Origin of the sequence: Clostridium ihumii AP5 (assembly GCF_000612845.1) — a bacterium.
In the GTDB taxonomy this organism is placed as follows: domain Bacteria; phylum Bacillota; class Clostridia; order Clostridiales; family Clostridiaceae; genus Clostridium_J; species Clostridium_J ihumii.
Genome location: NZ_CCAT010000046.1, coordinates 129,042 through 145,476 on the forward strand (window position 1 = coordinate 129,042; position 16,435 = coordinate 145,476).

The window sequence follows — 16,435 nt, forward strand, 5'->3', positions numbered from 1 at the left end:
CCCACCTCCATAATTGAACATATGAACGATTGTTCAATTGTTAATATTATAATACTCCTTTACCCTTAAATATGTCAATGAATTTTTGTTAAAATATTTAAATTTATTTTGCTTATATTGTTCTTTTAATATTCTTTAAACCATATTAAAAAGCAAGGCAAAACTAGACTATATTTCTAGTTTTGCCTTGCTTTTCTTATGTATAAATTTAATTCCATTGTAATTCTTCTATTGTTTTTTGTACTAATTCTATACTCATATTAGGATTTATAGTTTCTTCATGTCTTATAGTTATAATAGACATAGCTATTGCTGTTTTAACTATATCATCCATAGAAAGATTATGCATATATCCATACGCTATTCCTGAAACAAATGAATCTCCCGCACCTGTAACATTTTTCACTTTAACTTGTTCACTTTTTACAAGACCACAACATTCATTGTTGCAATAATAAACGCCATCAGCATCTAAACTTATAAATACATTTTTTACGCCTTTTTGAAGTAGGCATTTTCCTGCCATTTTAGCATCTTCCATATTTTTTATTTTAAATCCACATAAAGCTTCCGCTTCATATCTATTTGGTTTTATAGTATGAAAATATGGTATTAAGTGTTTTATTCTTTCAGCCTTTGCTGAAGATATAGGATCTAATATAAAATTAGTTTCCCCTTCAAATTTTTTTAATATGTATTCTAATAATTTTGGATTATCTGAATCAACAATTGTATATTCAGAATTTCTAATTATGTCTGCTTTAGAATTAATAAATTCCTCATCTAATTTATTGGCACTCTCCATGTCTACTACCGCTGACATCATCTCGCCATCTTCATTTAAAATTGCCATGTATGTTGGTGTACTGCTGTTTTCTAGAACTAGTGAATTCTCCATACAGTATCCTATTTGTTTAGAATGATCTAATATATCTTTACCATTTTTGTCGTCGCCTACAACAGATATAAATTGAGTATTAACATCTACTCTTGCTAAATTCTCTGCTATATTTCTACAAACACCACCGAAAGATACTTTTATGTTACCTGGTATTGAATCTGACGGTTTATATTTATTACCGCAAAATCCTAAAATATCTATTATTGATATTCCAAGTACCAATACGTATGAATTGTTATCCTTATCCATTCTCTTCCTCCTGTAAATACCTTAAAATACTATTTGTATAGATAGACAAGCTCTTGTTTAAATTTATACATAAACCTAAAATTCTTCTAACTTATAAGATGAATTATTGAATTAAAAGTAGCTTTGAGCATGTCTCACTATTTCGGGTGTCCAAGTTTTTGAATGAATAGTTTAAGCCAACTTGGAACCCTCTAAATCCCGATTTGATTATAAAATTGTTTTATAATGTTTAAATAAACCATCTATAAAAAAATAAAGCATAAATTAGGTCATACATACTAATTTAATGCTAATTAAATTTAAAATTGTCACATATTCAATAATAACTTAATATTCAACAATAATCAATTATTTTTGACATTTTCGTGACATTTGGAAAAAATTTTTATAATTTTTTATAGTTTATTGGAATTTAAATCTTATTCTACTATTTAAAATCAAATAAATTGAATGATTCTATACTTATAATTCCACCAAGTAAATATAGGATTATGAATTTATTTTTATAAACTCATAACCCTATAAAATTTCAAATTAACTTAGACTACATATTTCTTGTAGCTATTAAATCTATTCCTGTGTTTAACACATTTTTAATTATTATATCTCCAACTTTAACTGGTGATTTAACTTCAATTTCATTTAAAAGCTCCATACATTTAAAGTTTAGTTCCTTAGGAATTGCTCCATTTGTTTTTACTGGAAGTCTTCTATGAATTCCACCATCTATTTTTACAGTTGATGTTATTACTCTAGTTGGCGCTGTTAATTCCTTTACTCCATATTCTGCTCCCCTTGGACATGCATTTCCTGTAACTTTATAATCATTATCTACATCTATCTCTAAGTGACATCCCTTTGGACATACTATACAAATTAACTCTTTAATCATTTTATTATGCCTCCCCTTCAACAGAAATTGTTATCTCATTTACATCTATTCCCTCAAGTTTAACTTTAGGTAACATTATTTTTTCCATTTCTGCTGGTGCCATATGTGGTCTCTTAAAGCTTAATAACTCTTTATCTCCTGCTTTAACCTTTATAAAAACATCATGTCTTACTGCATTAGTTCTCATAAATACATTTATTCCTTTATCTATATTTTCAAGTCTAATCTTTTGTGGAACTGTGTAAGTTATTCCATTTCCATTCTTTAAATATATATAGTTTTCATTGTTTTCAACTTCATTTTTTATATATTTAGCTGCATTTAAACCTGCTTTTTTACTTTCTTCTGTTACAAAATCAACTAAATCATGAACATGAACTACATTACCACAAGCAAAAACTCCATCTATACTTGTTTCCATTAACTCATTAACTAATGGTCCATTAGTTCTTTTATCAATTTCTATTCCAGCCTTCTTAGATAATTCATTTTCTGGAATTAACCCTACTGAAAGAAGTAATGTATCACAATCAAATTCCTTTTCAGTTCCTTTTATAGGCATTCTATTTTCATCAACTTTAGATATAACTATCTTTTCGAGTCTTCCATCACCTTTTACATCTGTTACTGTATGTGAAAGATATAGTGGAATATCATAGTCATTTAAGCATTGAACTATATTTCTATTTAATCCATTTGAGTAAGGCATAAGTTCTACAACTGCATGAACTTTAGCACCTTCTAAAGTCATTCTTCTTGCCATTATAAGACCAATGTCTCCAGAACCTAATATAACTACATTTTTACCCACCATGTAGCCTTCCATATTTACATATCTTTGCGCTGCCCCTGCTGTGAATATTCCAGCTGGTCTATCTCCTGGAATTGCTATTGCACCTCTAGTTCTTTCTCTACATCCCATAGAAAGCACTATTGCTTTAGCACTTATAATCATATATCCTTCCTCAGAGTTTATTGCATGGATTTCTTTATTGTCTGTAATTTCTAAAACCATTGTATCTAGCTTAACATTAACCTTTGTATCTTTAAGCATCTCTATAAATCTCTCAGCATATTCTGGGCCTGTTAACTCTTCTTTAAAAGTATGAAGTCCAAATCCATTGTGTATACATTGCTCTAATATACCACCAAGTTCTTTATCTCTCTCTATTATTAATATATTTTCTATTCCATTATTATAAGCTTCTAGTGCTGCTGCAAGTCCTGCTGGGCCTCCACCTATTACAACTAAATCATAATTCATTCTCTACTCCTCCTACGTTTTATAGGTCTTAAAATCAAAATTAAATATAATAAATTTTGATTTTGTCTCCTACATCTAATTACAAGTTCTAAGCTCAAAATTTATTTTATTTTTGTTTCTTGTGTTAAGATATATGAATTATTTTTATCAAGTACTATTTCTTTTAAGTCCTTATTCAATTCCCTTGATAATATTTCTTGAACTCTTGGTCCACAGAACCCACCTTGACATCTTCCCATTCCTGGTCTACATCTTTTCTTAACACCATCCACAGTTGTTGCTCCCGCAGGTCTTCTTATGCTATCTATAATTTCACCTTCAGTTATATTTTCACATCTGCATATTATTCTGCCGTATGCTGGATTTTCTTTTATTAACTTAGCTTTTTCTTCTGTTGTAAGTTCCATGAATATAACTTGCTTTCTTTCACCATTGAAATCTACTTTTTTATTTAATTCACATCCACAATTTTTTAATATATCTATAGCTTCTAATGCTATAGCTGGTGCTGAAGACAATCCTGGTGACTTCATACCTGCTAAATCAATAAATCCTTTTGCATCTTTAGCTTCTTCAATTATAAAATCTGGTCTTGTAGATTGAGCTCTTAATCCAGCGAAGTTTCGTATACTATCTCTAAATGATATTCCTTCAACAGATAAAACACCTTTTTCTCTTACAAAATCTAGTGCTTCTTTTGTTGTTCCAACTTCTTCTCTATCTTGTATATCTTCAGCATCTGGTCCTACTAATAAGTTTCCATGAACTGTTGGAGTAACTAATACTCCTTTTCCTAATTTATTTGGACACTGGAATATAGTTTTAGAAACAAGATTTCCTTCACTTTTATCCATTACATAATATTGTCCCCTTCTTGGGAAAATATCATAATCAGCACTTCCAACCATATTGTGTATTTTATCTGCATAAACACCTGCTGCATTTACTATATACTTTGTTTCTATAAACTCATCTTCATTATTTACATGAATCTTATATGACCCATCACATTTTTCTATTGATGTAACTTTTGAGTTTAACTGTAGCTCTACACCATTTGTTATAGCATTTTCTATTAAAGCTATAGTATATTCCCATGGTCCTACAATTCCTCCAGTTGGTGCATATAATGCTCCCTTTAAATTTTTATTTAAATTTGGCTCAAGTTCTAAAACTTCTTCTCTATTTAAAACTTTTAACCCTTTTACATTATTTCTTTTACCGTTTTCACATAAATCATTTAAAGTTACTAATTCTTCATCTGAAAATGCAACTACTAATGAACCATTTCTTTTAAAAGGAATGTCTAACTCTTTGCATAAATCCTCAAACATTTCATTTCCTTTTACATTTACTTTTGCCATTAATGTTCCATTACAAGGGTCATATCCAGCATGAACTATAGCACTATTAGCCTTAGTTGTTCCGTTTGCTACATCATTTTCTTTATCTAACACCTTTACTTTTAAATCATACCTTGAAAGTTCTCTTGCTACTGACGCACCTATTATTCCTGCTCCTATTACAACTACATCATACATAATTATTATTTTCCTCCCTATAAGTCCTTTTCTTCCCAATCCTTAGCTCTTACAACAGCCTTCTTCCATCCTTTATAAAGTTTTTCAGCTGTTTCATCATCTAAGTTACATTTATATTCAGTATCTATATTCCACTTATCTTTGATTTCATCTTTACTTTCCCAGAAGCCAACTGCAAGTCCAGCAAGATAAGCCGCTCCTAACGCAGTTGTTTCTCTTATAAGTGGTCTTCTTACTTTTTTCCCTAATATATCTGATTGGAACTGTAGTAAAAATCCATTTGAACTAGCTCCACCATCTACTTTTAACTCTCTTAAATCCATTCCTGTATCTTCAACCATTGCATCTATAACATCTTTAGTTTGATATGCTATAGATTCAAGAGATGCCCTAATTATATGATTCCTATTAGTTCCTCTTGTTAGTCCTAATATTGCTCCTCTTGCATACATATCCCAATAAGGAGCACCAAGCCCAGTAAATGCTGGAACTATATAAACTCCACCATTATCATGTACCTTTTTAGCAAAATACTCAGTATCACTTGCTTCATTAACTATTCTAAGTTCATCTCTTAACCACTGAATAATTGCTCCACCTATGAAAACACTACCTTCTAGAGCATATTCAACTTTATTATCAATTCCTATTGCTATTGTTGTGATTAATCCATTCTTACTTTTTATCATTTCATCACCAGTATTCATAAGTAAGAAACAACCTGTTCCATAAGTGTTTTTAGCTGAACCTTTTTCAAAGCAAGCTTGACCAAATAAAGCTGCTTGTTGGTCTCCCGCCATTCCTGCTATAGGAACTCTAGTTCCACCTTTTCCACCTAGATTTGTTCTTCCATAAACTTCACTACTATTTCTTACCTCTGGTAATATACTTTCTGGAATATTTAAAAACTCTAAAAGTTTCTTATCCCACTGCAATGTTTTTATGTTAAAAAGCATTGTTCTTGATGCATTAGTATAATCAGTTACATGAACTTTTCCATTTGTAAGTTTCCAAACAAGCCATGTATCCACAGTTCCAAATAAAATATCTCCATTTTCAGCCTTTTCCCTTACGCCTTCAACGTTATCAAGTATCCACTTTATTTTAGTAGCTGAAAAATAAGCATCTACTACAAGTCCTGTATTTTCTTTTATATAATCTTCAAATCCAGCTTCCTTTATTTTGTCACATATATCAGCAGTTCTTCTGCACTGCCATCCTATGGCATTATAAACAGGTCTCCCTGTTGTTTTATCCCATAAAACAGTTGTTTCCCTTTGATTTGTAATTCCTATAGCTGCTATATTTTCAGCTAAAAGTCCTGTTTTTGCTAAGACTTCTGTTAAAACTCCATACTGAGATGCAAATATCTCCATTGGATCTTGTTCAACCCATCCTTTTTTAGGGTATATAGGTGTTATTTCTTTTTGAGCTATCTCTAAAATATTTTGATCCCTATCAAAAACAATAGCTCTCGAACTCGTTGTTCCTTGATCTAATGCAACAATATACTTCTCCATAATTAAATCCTCCATAAAACTTTATATATATATTTCTAAACTCTATTTACTTTATTAATTAATAATAAAAGCTACAAAAACAACACACCTCCTAATTTAAGGTGTTTTGTTTTTGTAGCTTTTCTCTCAATCTCTTAACTACATAAAATATTTAATTTATATAAACCTTATTCAAGCCATATCTCTTTTTTAGTAGATGACACTGCAGTTGCACCCGCTTGAAGTGCTAATATTATATCTTCCTTATCTTCTATAAGCCCTCCAGCAATAATAGGAAGTGTAGCCTCATCAACTATCTTTTTAATTATTTTCGGCATTACTCCTGGTAATATTTCAATTGCATCAGCATATCCAGAGTTCATATATCTTTTACTAGCTTCTAATGATAATGAATCTAGTATAAAACATCTTTGAACCGTTATAAATCCAACTTCCTTAGCCTTCTTTATTATATTGGCTTTAGTACTTATAACTCCATCTGCTAATGTATTAACTTTTAAAAAGTTGACTGCTACATCTCTGTTAGCTAAACCATCAATTAAATCTATGTGAACTATTGCTATTTTATCACTATCTTTAATTTGTTTAACAATATTTTCTATGTTGCATATATCTCCAAATAATACAAAAACTACTTTTACATCAGATTTTAATGCAAAATCTAATCCATCTACATCCTTTATAGCTGCCACTGTTGGAAATTCAAATAATGCATCATAAAATTCGTTCTTCATATAACCAACCTTTTCAAAATTATTTATTAATATACTCTATTATAATATAAAGTGAAAAAAAAATATATAGTGTTGAAAAATCTATTTTTTAACATACTTTTCAAACTAATGTTTTGCATACTCTTCAGCTATTTTTTTAAACCTATCTTTAGAAAGCACGCTAATAACAACACCCTTCACCTCATAACTTGATGTAGCATCATCATGTCTTAAATTATTTAGTATACTCATTACATCATTAATTATTATATCTACATCAGATTCTGTTAACATCCCCTCTGAATCATCTGATGCATTTTCAATGCTTATTTTTATTTTATCTTCATTAAACTCTTCCAATCTTCCATCTTTCTTTATTAATTTCATTTTCACAGCTCCTTTACTTCTTCCTAATCATAATCAATAATTTTTTATATAGTGTTTTAAGGACTTATCACGTAAAACATAAATAACTTAATTTTAAATTGTATATACATAATTAGTTTTATAAATATATTTTGCCAATATTCATAAATAATACTTATAAATTCATAAAAATAAGCTTAAATATTCAAAAATCTAAAGTGAATATATAGTAATACAAATTGAAACTTTAAGTTATTCATGTTTCAATTGAAAATTCTAATTAATTTAATTGAAAATGGAAAATTTAAATTGGTTCTAAATGTAAAAATAGAAATAAACTATAAACTTAATAATATCATTTGATAAAGATGTTATTTAAAATTTGAACTTGGAACCCTATAACCTAAAACAAACCTATATATAATATTTCTTGTATATGTTTGATTTTAAAATAATAAAATTTTATTTTTTATAACAATACATTTATAATAGTGTAAAATATATTATTTTTGTTAATATTTAATATAAAGATAAATTTATTTTATTTTTATAATGAAATAACATATATACTTATTAAAAATTTATACAAACAAAGAGGTTTTTTTATGAAATTATTCGATAAATTTAAAAATAGCTATTTAGTAAATACATTATCAACCGTATACGAAAATCTAAAATTCGCTTATTGGGAAAATCTCCTTTTTGAAGCAATTTATAAAATTTTATCTATATGCCTTTTTATTCCCTTTGTCTCTTTAATATTTAATAAATTAATATCCTTATCCGGTTTTAATAGTTTAACCAATTCTGAGATTTTAAGGTTTGCACTTAGTAAATATGGTCTTCTTTCATTATTAGTTCTTAGTCCTATAATGATGATTTTTATTTTTCTTGAATTCTCAGTTCTGATAATAATTTCTTATTTTAGTAATAAAAAAAAGAAAATAAACTTAGTTTCGGCATTAAAAAAATCATTTTTTAACATAAAACCACTTTTTGCAGTAGGTGCTTTACAGATGGGATTATATTTAATACTTCTTGTTCCATTATTTAATTTTGGAGCTAGTTCATCAGTACTTCCTTCATTATCTATTCCAAGGTTTGTATCTGGTGAATTGAGAAAAACATTTGTAGGTACATTATTATATTTTGGATTAATAATATTAATTTTATATTTTAATATAAGATGGATATATTCCATACATGTAATACTTTTAGAAGGTGCCAAAAGTTTTAAAGTTGCAGCTAAAAGAAGTAGCCAGATTGTAAAAAAGAACTATTTAAAAACATTACTAATGTTAATACTTTCAATATTAATTTTTTTAATAAGTTTCGTAATCCTTGCATTCATTTTAGTTTTTATAGCTTGTTTTTTCATTTGGATTTTCAACAAGAATTTAAGTCATAAACTTGCTCCAACAATTGTTTTTATTATTTGCTTAAGTCTATATTATTTATTAATGACAATAACTACTCCAATAATAATTAATACTTTAACTAAACTATATTTAGATCACTGTGATAAAGAAAATATATGTATTGATAATATAACTTTTACAGAAAAGGATAAAAAACAAAGCTTTGTAGTCAAACATAAAAGTTTAATTCTATCATTATTTATATTTCCTGCAATTCTCATAATGCTTACAGTTTCCATAGTTGTTGATAGTCAAATCATTTTTCTAATAAATGATAAACTTAATACATTTGATGTTATGGCCCATAGAGGATATATAAAATATGGTGTTGAAAATACCATTGAATCCATAGATGCTGCTATAAATTCTAATGCAGATTATGCTGAAATTGACTTGCTTCAAAGCAAAGATGGCAATATTGTAGTTATACATGATAATAACTTGAAACGATTAGCAAAAGAAAACTTAAATGTATCTGATTTAACATTGTCAGAACTTAAAAATATTAAGCTATATCAAGATAATTTTGAAGGTGAAATAAGTACATTAGATGAAGTGCTTAAGTATAGTAAAGGTAAAATCAAACTCAATTTAGAGCTTAAACTTCATGGAAATGAAAAAGATTTTATAGAAAAATTTCTATCTATATTAGATAAGAATGATTTCTATAATGAATGTATAGTTCAATCTACAAACTATGATATTTTAAAAGAAGTAAAATCAAAATGTCCTAAACTTAAAGTTGGATATATAGTACTTACTGGATTTCCTAAAGTTGAATTTTTAGATGTGGATTTTTTATCTGTTGAAGAATCTGTTGTAAATAAAAAATTAATTTTAGCATCTAAACTATTAAACAAAGATATTTATGTTTGGACTGCAAATGATTCTACATCTATACAAGAATATTATTATATGGGTGTTGATGGTGTAATAACGGATGAAGTAGATATTGCAAAATCATCAATAAAATCAATAAAGGAAGAATCTTTAATATCTGAACTTTATGATTTAATTAATTCTAACTTAAAACTAAAAAACTTATAAAAAAATGAATAAATTTATTTATTCATTTTTTTTATATTAAATTAATATTTTATTAAAATACATATTATTTTTTTTTGCCCTAATTGCAGGCTTTCCTTTGTTGTAATCGTTTATGCTTATTTATTTCTCATAAGACTTTTTTTGTATAAAAAAGTATATTTATTCATAGTTTTATGCATAAACAAATGTATAATTTGTATTATTATAAATTTTATTAGCAAAAGTACTGGATTTTATGCATAAATTATATTATTATAAGTATAAATCAAATGAATATTTATAAACAAAGGAGGAATAATTTATTATGTTATATGAAAACAAACTAAAGCACTCTCTAAAAAATATATTTTTATTTATTGTACCCTCGTTAATAGGAATTTTACTTTTTATGACACCTATTATTTATAAAAATGAAATGACGATACCTGTGGCGATATTGTCTAGATCAGTAAGTTCTGCAGTATCTAATATAGCACCTTACATAATTTGTTCTTTAATTTCTATTTCATTTATTATTGCCGCTATCACAAAAATATTTAAACCTAAGTTTGTGTTAAATAATAAATTCTTAAACTCGCTTTTTAATATATCACCAGTATGGTTTTTTTGTAGATTTTTAGGAATGATATTTGTACTATCTGCTACATTTAAAATTGGACCTGAGTTTATTTGGTCTTCAGATACAGCTGGTCTTTTATTAAATGATTTATTACCTATTTTATTTTCTGTATTTATTTTTGCAGGATTATTCTTACCACTGTTATTAAACTTTGGACTTTTAGAATTTGTAGGTACATTTTGTAGTAAAATTATGAGACCTATTTTTAAATTACCAGGAAGATCATCTATAGATTGTATTACATCTTGGCTTGGTGATGGAACTATTGGAGTTTTACTTACAAGTAAGCAATACGAAGATGGATTTTATACAGCAAAAGAAGCTTCAATTATTAGTACAAGCTTTTCTGCCGTTTCTATAACATTTAGTTTAGTGGTAATCGCTCAAGTTGGACTTTCAAATATGTTTTTACCATTTTATCTAACAGTTACTTTATGTGGAATACTAGTTGCCATAATAGTTCCTCGTATACCTCCACTTTCTAGAAAACCAGATACATATTTCAATAATGCAAAACAAAAAGACAGTGAAGTAATACCTGAAAATTATACTTGTTTTAGTTGGGCATTAGAACAAGCTGTTAAAAAAGCAAGTACAAACTCTAGTTTCAGTGCAGTTGTACTTGATGGAGTAAAAAATGTTTTAGATATGTGGTTAGGGGTAATTCCTATAGTTATGGCAATTGGTACTATAGCCTTAATTATCGCTACATATACTAAGTTTTTTCAAATACTAGGTATACCATTTATTCCAATCTTAAATCTTTTAGGTGTACCCGAAGCAGCAGCAGCTTCTCAAACTTTTATAGTTGGATTTGCTGATATGTTTTTACCAACTGTTATAGGTAGCACAATAGCTAGTCCATTAACTAGATTTGTTATTGCTTGTACTTCTGTAACACAACTTATATATATGTCTGAAATAGGTGGCCTTATATTAGGTTCCAAAATACCAGTTTCTTTAAAAGACTTATTTATAATATTTATAGAAAGGACTCTTATTTCATTACCTATAATAACAATAATTGCACACATATTATTTTAAATAGAAAAAGCTAATGTAACTTATTTAAGTCACATTAGCTTTATTTTTTTATTCATCATAAAAATCTAAATAACTATGTTTTTCTCCGTCTTTTTGCCACCCAAGTATAGCATCCATGTTTACATTTTGAGCCGCTCTAAATATTGATTTATCAACATCTTTAAAGTTTTTCTTAATGTCTGCTATCATGTCTTTTATTTCAAATCTCTTATTACCTATCTTTTTAGCGGCTACCATACAAGCACAATTTAATGGCCATATACCACTATTTTGTATATATTTTTGTATATACGTCTCTTCAACATAATAAAGTGGTCTTATAAGTTCTAAACCCTCAAAGTTGCTAGCCTTTAATTTAGGAAGCATTGTTTTAAAGTTACCTGCATATAAAACATTCAGCATAGTAGTTTCTATAACATCATTAAAATGATGACCTAGTGCAAGTTTATTACATCCTAATTCTTGAGCTTTAGAATATAATGCACCTCTACGCATTCTAGCACACATATAGCATGGATATTCTTTTGCTATATCATCAACAATTTTAAATATCCCTGAATCAAAAATATGTATTGGTATTTCTAAATACTCACAGTTATCAATTAATAATTTTTTTATATCTTCATGATAACCAGGATCCATAGCAATAAACTCTAATTCAAAATTCATTTGACCATGTCTTTTAAGCTCTTGAAAGCATTTTGCCATTACTAAACTATCTTTTCCACCAGAAATAGCAACAGCTATCTTATCGCCTTCTTCAACTAATTGATAATCTTTTATTGCTTTTATAAATTTAGACCATATAGTTTTTCTATACTTTTTTATTAAACTTCTTTCAATTTCCTTAATAGGTCTTCTCTCATTAAAAGGAACTAGAACTTCACAGCCACTCCCTGCTAATCCTTCCTTATTTTCCTCGCTCACATTAAACACCTCACTTATTTATAAAATTCTATAGTAATTTTTAATACAATCTTTTCATATGTTTTATCTAAAATATTATAGCATTTATACTTATTTTTGTCCTCTTAAGGTTCCAATCTTAAATTTAATACTTTATATTCTTTACAGACATATCTTGAAAATATGTATTTGCATTATAAAGCATTAACATCTCACCTATTTCATTTTCTTCTATTAGTTTAGATAAGTCTTCTTTATAATATCTTAAATCTACCATATATATTTCACTAAAATGTTCTATCAAAAATGGTACAAATGAATTCGCATAAGAATCTTTTAATATAATAAGTTTTCTATCCTCATCTGATTCTGTTGTTATCTTTACTAATGGATGATTTCCATCTTGAAAAACAGTATACTTATCTTTTTTTTCTAAGTTCTTCATTTCATATAAAGATTCACTTTTCTTATCTTCTAATGTGTATTCAACTTTTATATTTTCATCTTGACGATTTTTATATTTATAAAGATTTATATCATCTGCTTCCACATTTCTAAAGTTTCCTTTTGAATATAGTGAACCTAAAAATTCATCTGTTACTTTCATTTTTTCAAATTTACTTTTTGGTGTAGCTGTAAATCCCATATACTTTGATAGCTCTTCATATGCATAATAAGCTCCATCAGTTGTCCAATGATGATCTGTTTTATAGTATATATACTCATCATTTTTTGATTTTAATTTATTGTATATATCTACAAATTCTATATCCTTATTTAATCCATCTTCAAATTCAGAAATAACATCTTTTTGACTAGGTTCAACCACATACCTTGGTAACTTATCACTGTTTATTTCTACAGAAGTAGGTGCTATTATAACATACTTCTTCAATTCTTTAGATTCATTATCCAATTTATTTAAAGCTTTAACTCTATCTTCTATATCTTTATCTTGAGGATTTTTAAATTTTTCAAGTAGATAGTCATCTTTACCTAAATAAACATCATTGCTTTCTTTTTTTCCCATAAATTTATCACAGTTTGACTTTAATTCTACCCAAAAATCTCTAAATGCAAACTGATCTGATATATACTTTTCATATTTCTTAGTAAAATCTCCTTTTAATAAAGATTTAACAGAAAACTTAGGTCGTTGTTCAAGCATTCTATTTTCTTGTTCAGAAAAATCTTTGCTTGGAGTTATAACATTTAAAATTACAATTATAATAAAAAATATTATAAATACTAACGCAATTATTCTTTTCAATGCTTTTTTATTCAACACTATCACCTCTCTAAAACCTAAAGTATAAAAATGGATTGTACGTTTCATTTACTAAGTATGCCACTGCTACAATTAATATAATTGTATAAATTACTGGTACTACAAATAATTTTGCAGTAGTATATTTTTTCTTAATAAACTTAATTATTTTCGTAGGTATAGATGTTGAACATATTATAAGCACTATTATTAAGCCTATATTTGCCTCTAAGTAATACATAGTCATACTATCTATCATTGGATTATTTCCAAATCCAAACATAACTTTTATGTAATCTAATGCACCCTTTAAAGTCTCTACATCAAAGAATACCCATCCAATTATCACTAGTATCATAGTATAAATATTAGCAATAAATTTAGGTGCTTTTTCTAACCATTTCAATAAGAAATTTTTTTCTATAACTAAAATAACACCGAAGTATAATCCCCAAACAATAAAGTTCCAACTTGCTCCATGCCAAAGTCCAGTAAGAAACCATACTACAAATAAATTCCTTAAATGCTTAGCTGTAGAAACTCTATTTCCTCCTAAAGGTATGTATACATATTCTCTAAACCACGAACCTAGTGATATGTGCCATCTGCGCCAAAATTCTGTGATACTCTTTGATACATATGGATAATTGAAGTTTTGCATAAAATCAAATCCAAGCATTTTTCCAAGGCCTATTGCCATGTCTGAGTATCCACTAAAATCAAAGTATATTTGGAATGTAAATGCTATTATTCCAAGCCAAGCTCCTATTACTGTAATATCACTTATAGGCATTGCCTTTATAGTTGTCCATAAAAATCCTATATTATTAGCAAGTAATACTTTTTTACCAAGTCCTACTATAAAGAGTTCAGCACCTTCACCAAACTTATCTAAAGTTTCTACTCTTTTATCTATTTGCTTTGCAACTTCACCATATTTTACAATTGGACCTGCAACCAATTGTGGAAACATTGTAACATATGCTCCAAAAGAGATTATATTTTTCTGAACAGGTACCTTATTTAAATACACGTCAATTGTATATGACATTGTTTGAAATGTATAAAAAGATATCCCAACTGGTAACGGTAATGTTTTTGCTGTTAAGCTAAGATTAAATATTCCATTAATATTTTCAATAAAGAATCCATAGTACTTAAAGAATGCTAGAATTCCTAAATTAATAACCATTGATAAAATAAGTATTGTCCTAGCTTTATTTTTATCTTCCCTATACTTACTTATTAAAATACCATTAGTATAATCAAAAACCGTTGAAAATAACATTATTACTATATATACTGGTTCCCCCCAAGCATAAAATATAAGACTAAATATAAGTAGTGCTAAATTCTTAAACTTTCTAGGAACTATATAATAAACCAATAATGTTATTGGTAAAAATATAAATAAAAATATTAAGCTACTAAATACCATATTTTATCCCACCTTAAATATTTACTTTTCATATTTTTGCTCCAAAACTCTTAATTTATTTTAAGGAATCTTCAAATGCTCCCTCTATCTCTTCACTATCTTTAGATACTGCTACTAATATGTACTTACCTTCTGATTCTATAACTTTATTTTCAATTAGAAAATATTCCTCTGGAAGATATGTTTTAAATTCTTCTCCACTTTCATTTATTTTATTTTCTATTTGTGATTTTATATCATCTACCTTATCTTCATCTTTAACTTTAATAACTGCTACTTGATTTGCTTGTAAATTTGTTGTTGGCATATAGTATGCAAATTCTTCTACATCACTTGCATCAACTCCAACCAAATCGGTTAACTTTTCCTCATTACCTTCTTTCATAGAATCAAGTTTTACTGAATCCTTAATATTGTTCATTACTTCTTCAGTTGTGGGATTTTTCGTACTATTACTTCCACATGCAGTTAATAGTCCCATAGATAATATTGCTCCTAATGTAATAGATATAACCTTTTTTAATTTTCCTTTTGTCATTTTCCCATTCTCCTTACAAATGAAATATATTTTTAATAATTTATTATAAATTGTTTTTTATATCATCTAACCAAACATTGTAAAAATCAGCTTTAACATGTTTACCATCAGGTTCAAACAAACTTTCATTTGCTTTTAAACCTTTAGATATGTCTATATAATTTATATTTTTTTCAACACACATGCTTAAAATCATTGTGTTTACTTCATCTATTCTTGCATTTGTTAAATTCAAACTTGCATCTTCTGCCGAAGATGCTATTGGAAGCACAGATTGTACATAAATATGAGCTTCTGGAACTTCTTTTTTTATGTTTTCTATTAAATTAGAATAACTCATAATAAAATCTTCATTGTTTTGAAAATTAACTAAGTCATTCATTCCATATAGGATAAAAATATTTTTAGGATTTATATCTTTTACAGAACTTATGTACTCCATTGCTTTAATTGTTGTATCACCTTTTTTAGCTAAAATCCTGTTTGAGTCTACAAGACTATAAAATGAAAAACCTTCTGTTATCGAATCTCCTAGAAAAACAGATGTACTTAAAAAATTTTCCTTTGATTCATTTTTATTCTCAGTCACCTCTGAATCTTTCTTAATTTCCTCTGCATCTGCAGTTCTAACTTTCTCTTTACTATCATCTATTTCCTTAGTTCTTTCTTCCGTTTGTTTATCCATAGCTGCTTTTTTGCTATACATTATCTC

14 protein-coding genes are annotated in these 16,435 nt (G+C 27.5%); 2 read left to right on the forward strand and 12 right to left on the reverse strand.

Annotated features, from left to right (window positions below; translation table 11 throughout):
• Window positions 1–208 precede the first annotated feature (208 nt).
• From BN346_RS09690 to BN346_RS09720, 7 genes are all read right to left on the reverse strand, one after another.
• Window positions 209–1,150, reverse strand: coding sequence for a carbohydrate kinase family protein (locus tag BN346_RS09690; RefSeq protein WP_040328229.1), 942 nt, complete (start codon window positions 1,148–1,150; stop codon window positions 209–211).
• A gap of 544 nt (window positions 1,151–1,694) precedes the next feature.
• Entirely contained in the window at window positions 1,695–2,042 is a 348-nt protein-coding gene (locus BN346_RS09695) for a DUF1667 domain-containing protein (protein ID WP_040328231.1), read from the reverse strand.
• Between the two features lie 4 nt (window positions 2,043–2,046).
• Window positions 2,047–3,306, reverse strand: coding sequence for an NAD(P)/FAD-dependent oxidoreductase (locus BN346_RS09700; RefSeq protein WP_040328232.1), 1,260 nt, complete (start codon window positions 3,304–3,306; stop codon window positions 2,047–2,049).
• A gap of 101 nt (window positions 3,307–3,407) precedes the next feature.
• On the reverse strand, window positions 3,408–4,847 hold the full coding sequence (locus BN346_RS09705; protein ID WP_040328233.1) for an NAD(P)/FAD-dependent oxidoreductase: 1,440 nt from the start codon (window positions 4,845–4,847) through the stop codon (window positions 3,408–3,410).
• A gap of 17 nt (window positions 4,848–4,864) precedes the next feature.
• Complete coding sequence (glpK, locus tag BN346_RS09710; RefSeq protein ID WP_040328234.1) at window positions 4,865–6,367, reverse strand: glycerol kinase GlpK; 1,503 nt, start codon at window positions 6,365–6,367, stop codon at window positions 4,865–4,867.
• A 167-nt stretch (window positions 6,368–6,534) separates the two neighbouring features.
• Window positions 6,535–7,101, reverse strand: coding sequence for a glycerol-3-phosphate responsive antiterminator (locus BN346_RS09715; protein ID WP_040328235.1), 567 nt, complete (start codon window positions 7,099–7,101; stop codon window positions 6,535–6,537).
• A 105-nt stretch (window positions 7,102–7,206) separates the two neighbouring features.
• The gene (locus tag BN346_RS09720) at window positions 7,207–7,467 is read right to left on the reverse strand and encodes an ATP cone domain-containing protein (protein WP_040328236.1); all 261 of its coding nucleotides are present in this window, start codon (window positions 7,465–7,467) and stop codon (window positions 7,207–7,209) included.
• A gap of 584 nt (window positions 7,468–8,051) precedes the next feature.
• Between BN346_RS09720 and BN346_RS09725 the strand changes: the two genes are divergently transcribed.
• Both BN346_RS09725 and BN346_RS09730 read left to right on the forward strand, forming a co-directional pair.
• Window positions 8,052–9,911, forward strand: coding sequence for a glycerophosphodiester phosphodiesterase (locus BN346_RS09725; RefSeq protein WP_040328238.1), 1,860 nt, complete (start codon window positions 8,052–8,054; stop codon window positions 9,909–9,911).
• A gap of 304 nt (window positions 9,912–10,215) precedes the next feature.
• The gene (locus BN346_RS09730) at window positions 10,216–11,574 is read left to right on the forward strand and encodes a YjiH family protein (protein ID WP_040328240.1); all 1,359 of its coding nucleotides are present in this window, start codon (window positions 10,216–10,218) and stop codon (window positions 11,572–11,574) included.
• Between the two features lie 48 nt (window positions 11,575–11,622).
• On the opposite strand, the gene BN346_RS09735 is transcribed toward BN346_RS09730, so the two are convergent.
• The 5 genes from BN346_RS09735 to BN346_RS09755 all read right to left on the reverse strand — a co-directional run.
• Window positions 11,623–12,501 carry a tRNA 2-thiocytidine biosynthesis TtcA family protein gene (locus BN346_RS09735; RefSeq protein WP_040328242.1) on the reverse strand — a complete coding sequence of 293 codons (879 nt, stop codon included), beginning with the start codon at window positions 12,499–12,501 and terminating at the stop codon, window positions 11,623–11,625.
• Between the two features lie 124 nt (window positions 12,502–12,625).
• Window positions 12,626–13,765 carry a DHHW family protein gene (locus BN346_RS09740; protein WP_040328243.1) on the reverse strand — a complete coding sequence of 380 codons (1,140 nt, stop codon included), beginning with the start codon at window positions 13,763–13,765 and terminating at the stop codon, window positions 12,626–12,628.
• Window positions 13,766–13,778: 13 nt separating this feature from the next.
• Complete coding sequence (locus BN346_RS09745; protein WP_040328245.1) at window positions 13,779–15,185, reverse strand: MBOAT family O-acyltransferase; 1,407 nt, start codon at window positions 15,183–15,185, stop codon at window positions 13,779–13,781.
• A 55-nt stretch (window positions 15,186–15,240) separates the two neighbouring features.
• On the reverse strand, window positions 15,241–15,723 hold the full coding sequence (locus BN346_RS09750) for a DUF4358 domain-containing protein (RefSeq protein ID WP_040328246.1): 483 nt from the start codon (window positions 15,721–15,723) through the stop codon (window positions 15,241–15,243).
• A gap of 43 nt (window positions 15,724–15,766) precedes the next feature.
• Window positions 15,767–16,435: GDSL-type esterase/lipase family protein (locus BN346_RS09755; RefSeq protein WP_148361094.1), on the reverse strand; the 669-nt coding region annotated here is incomplete at its 5' end.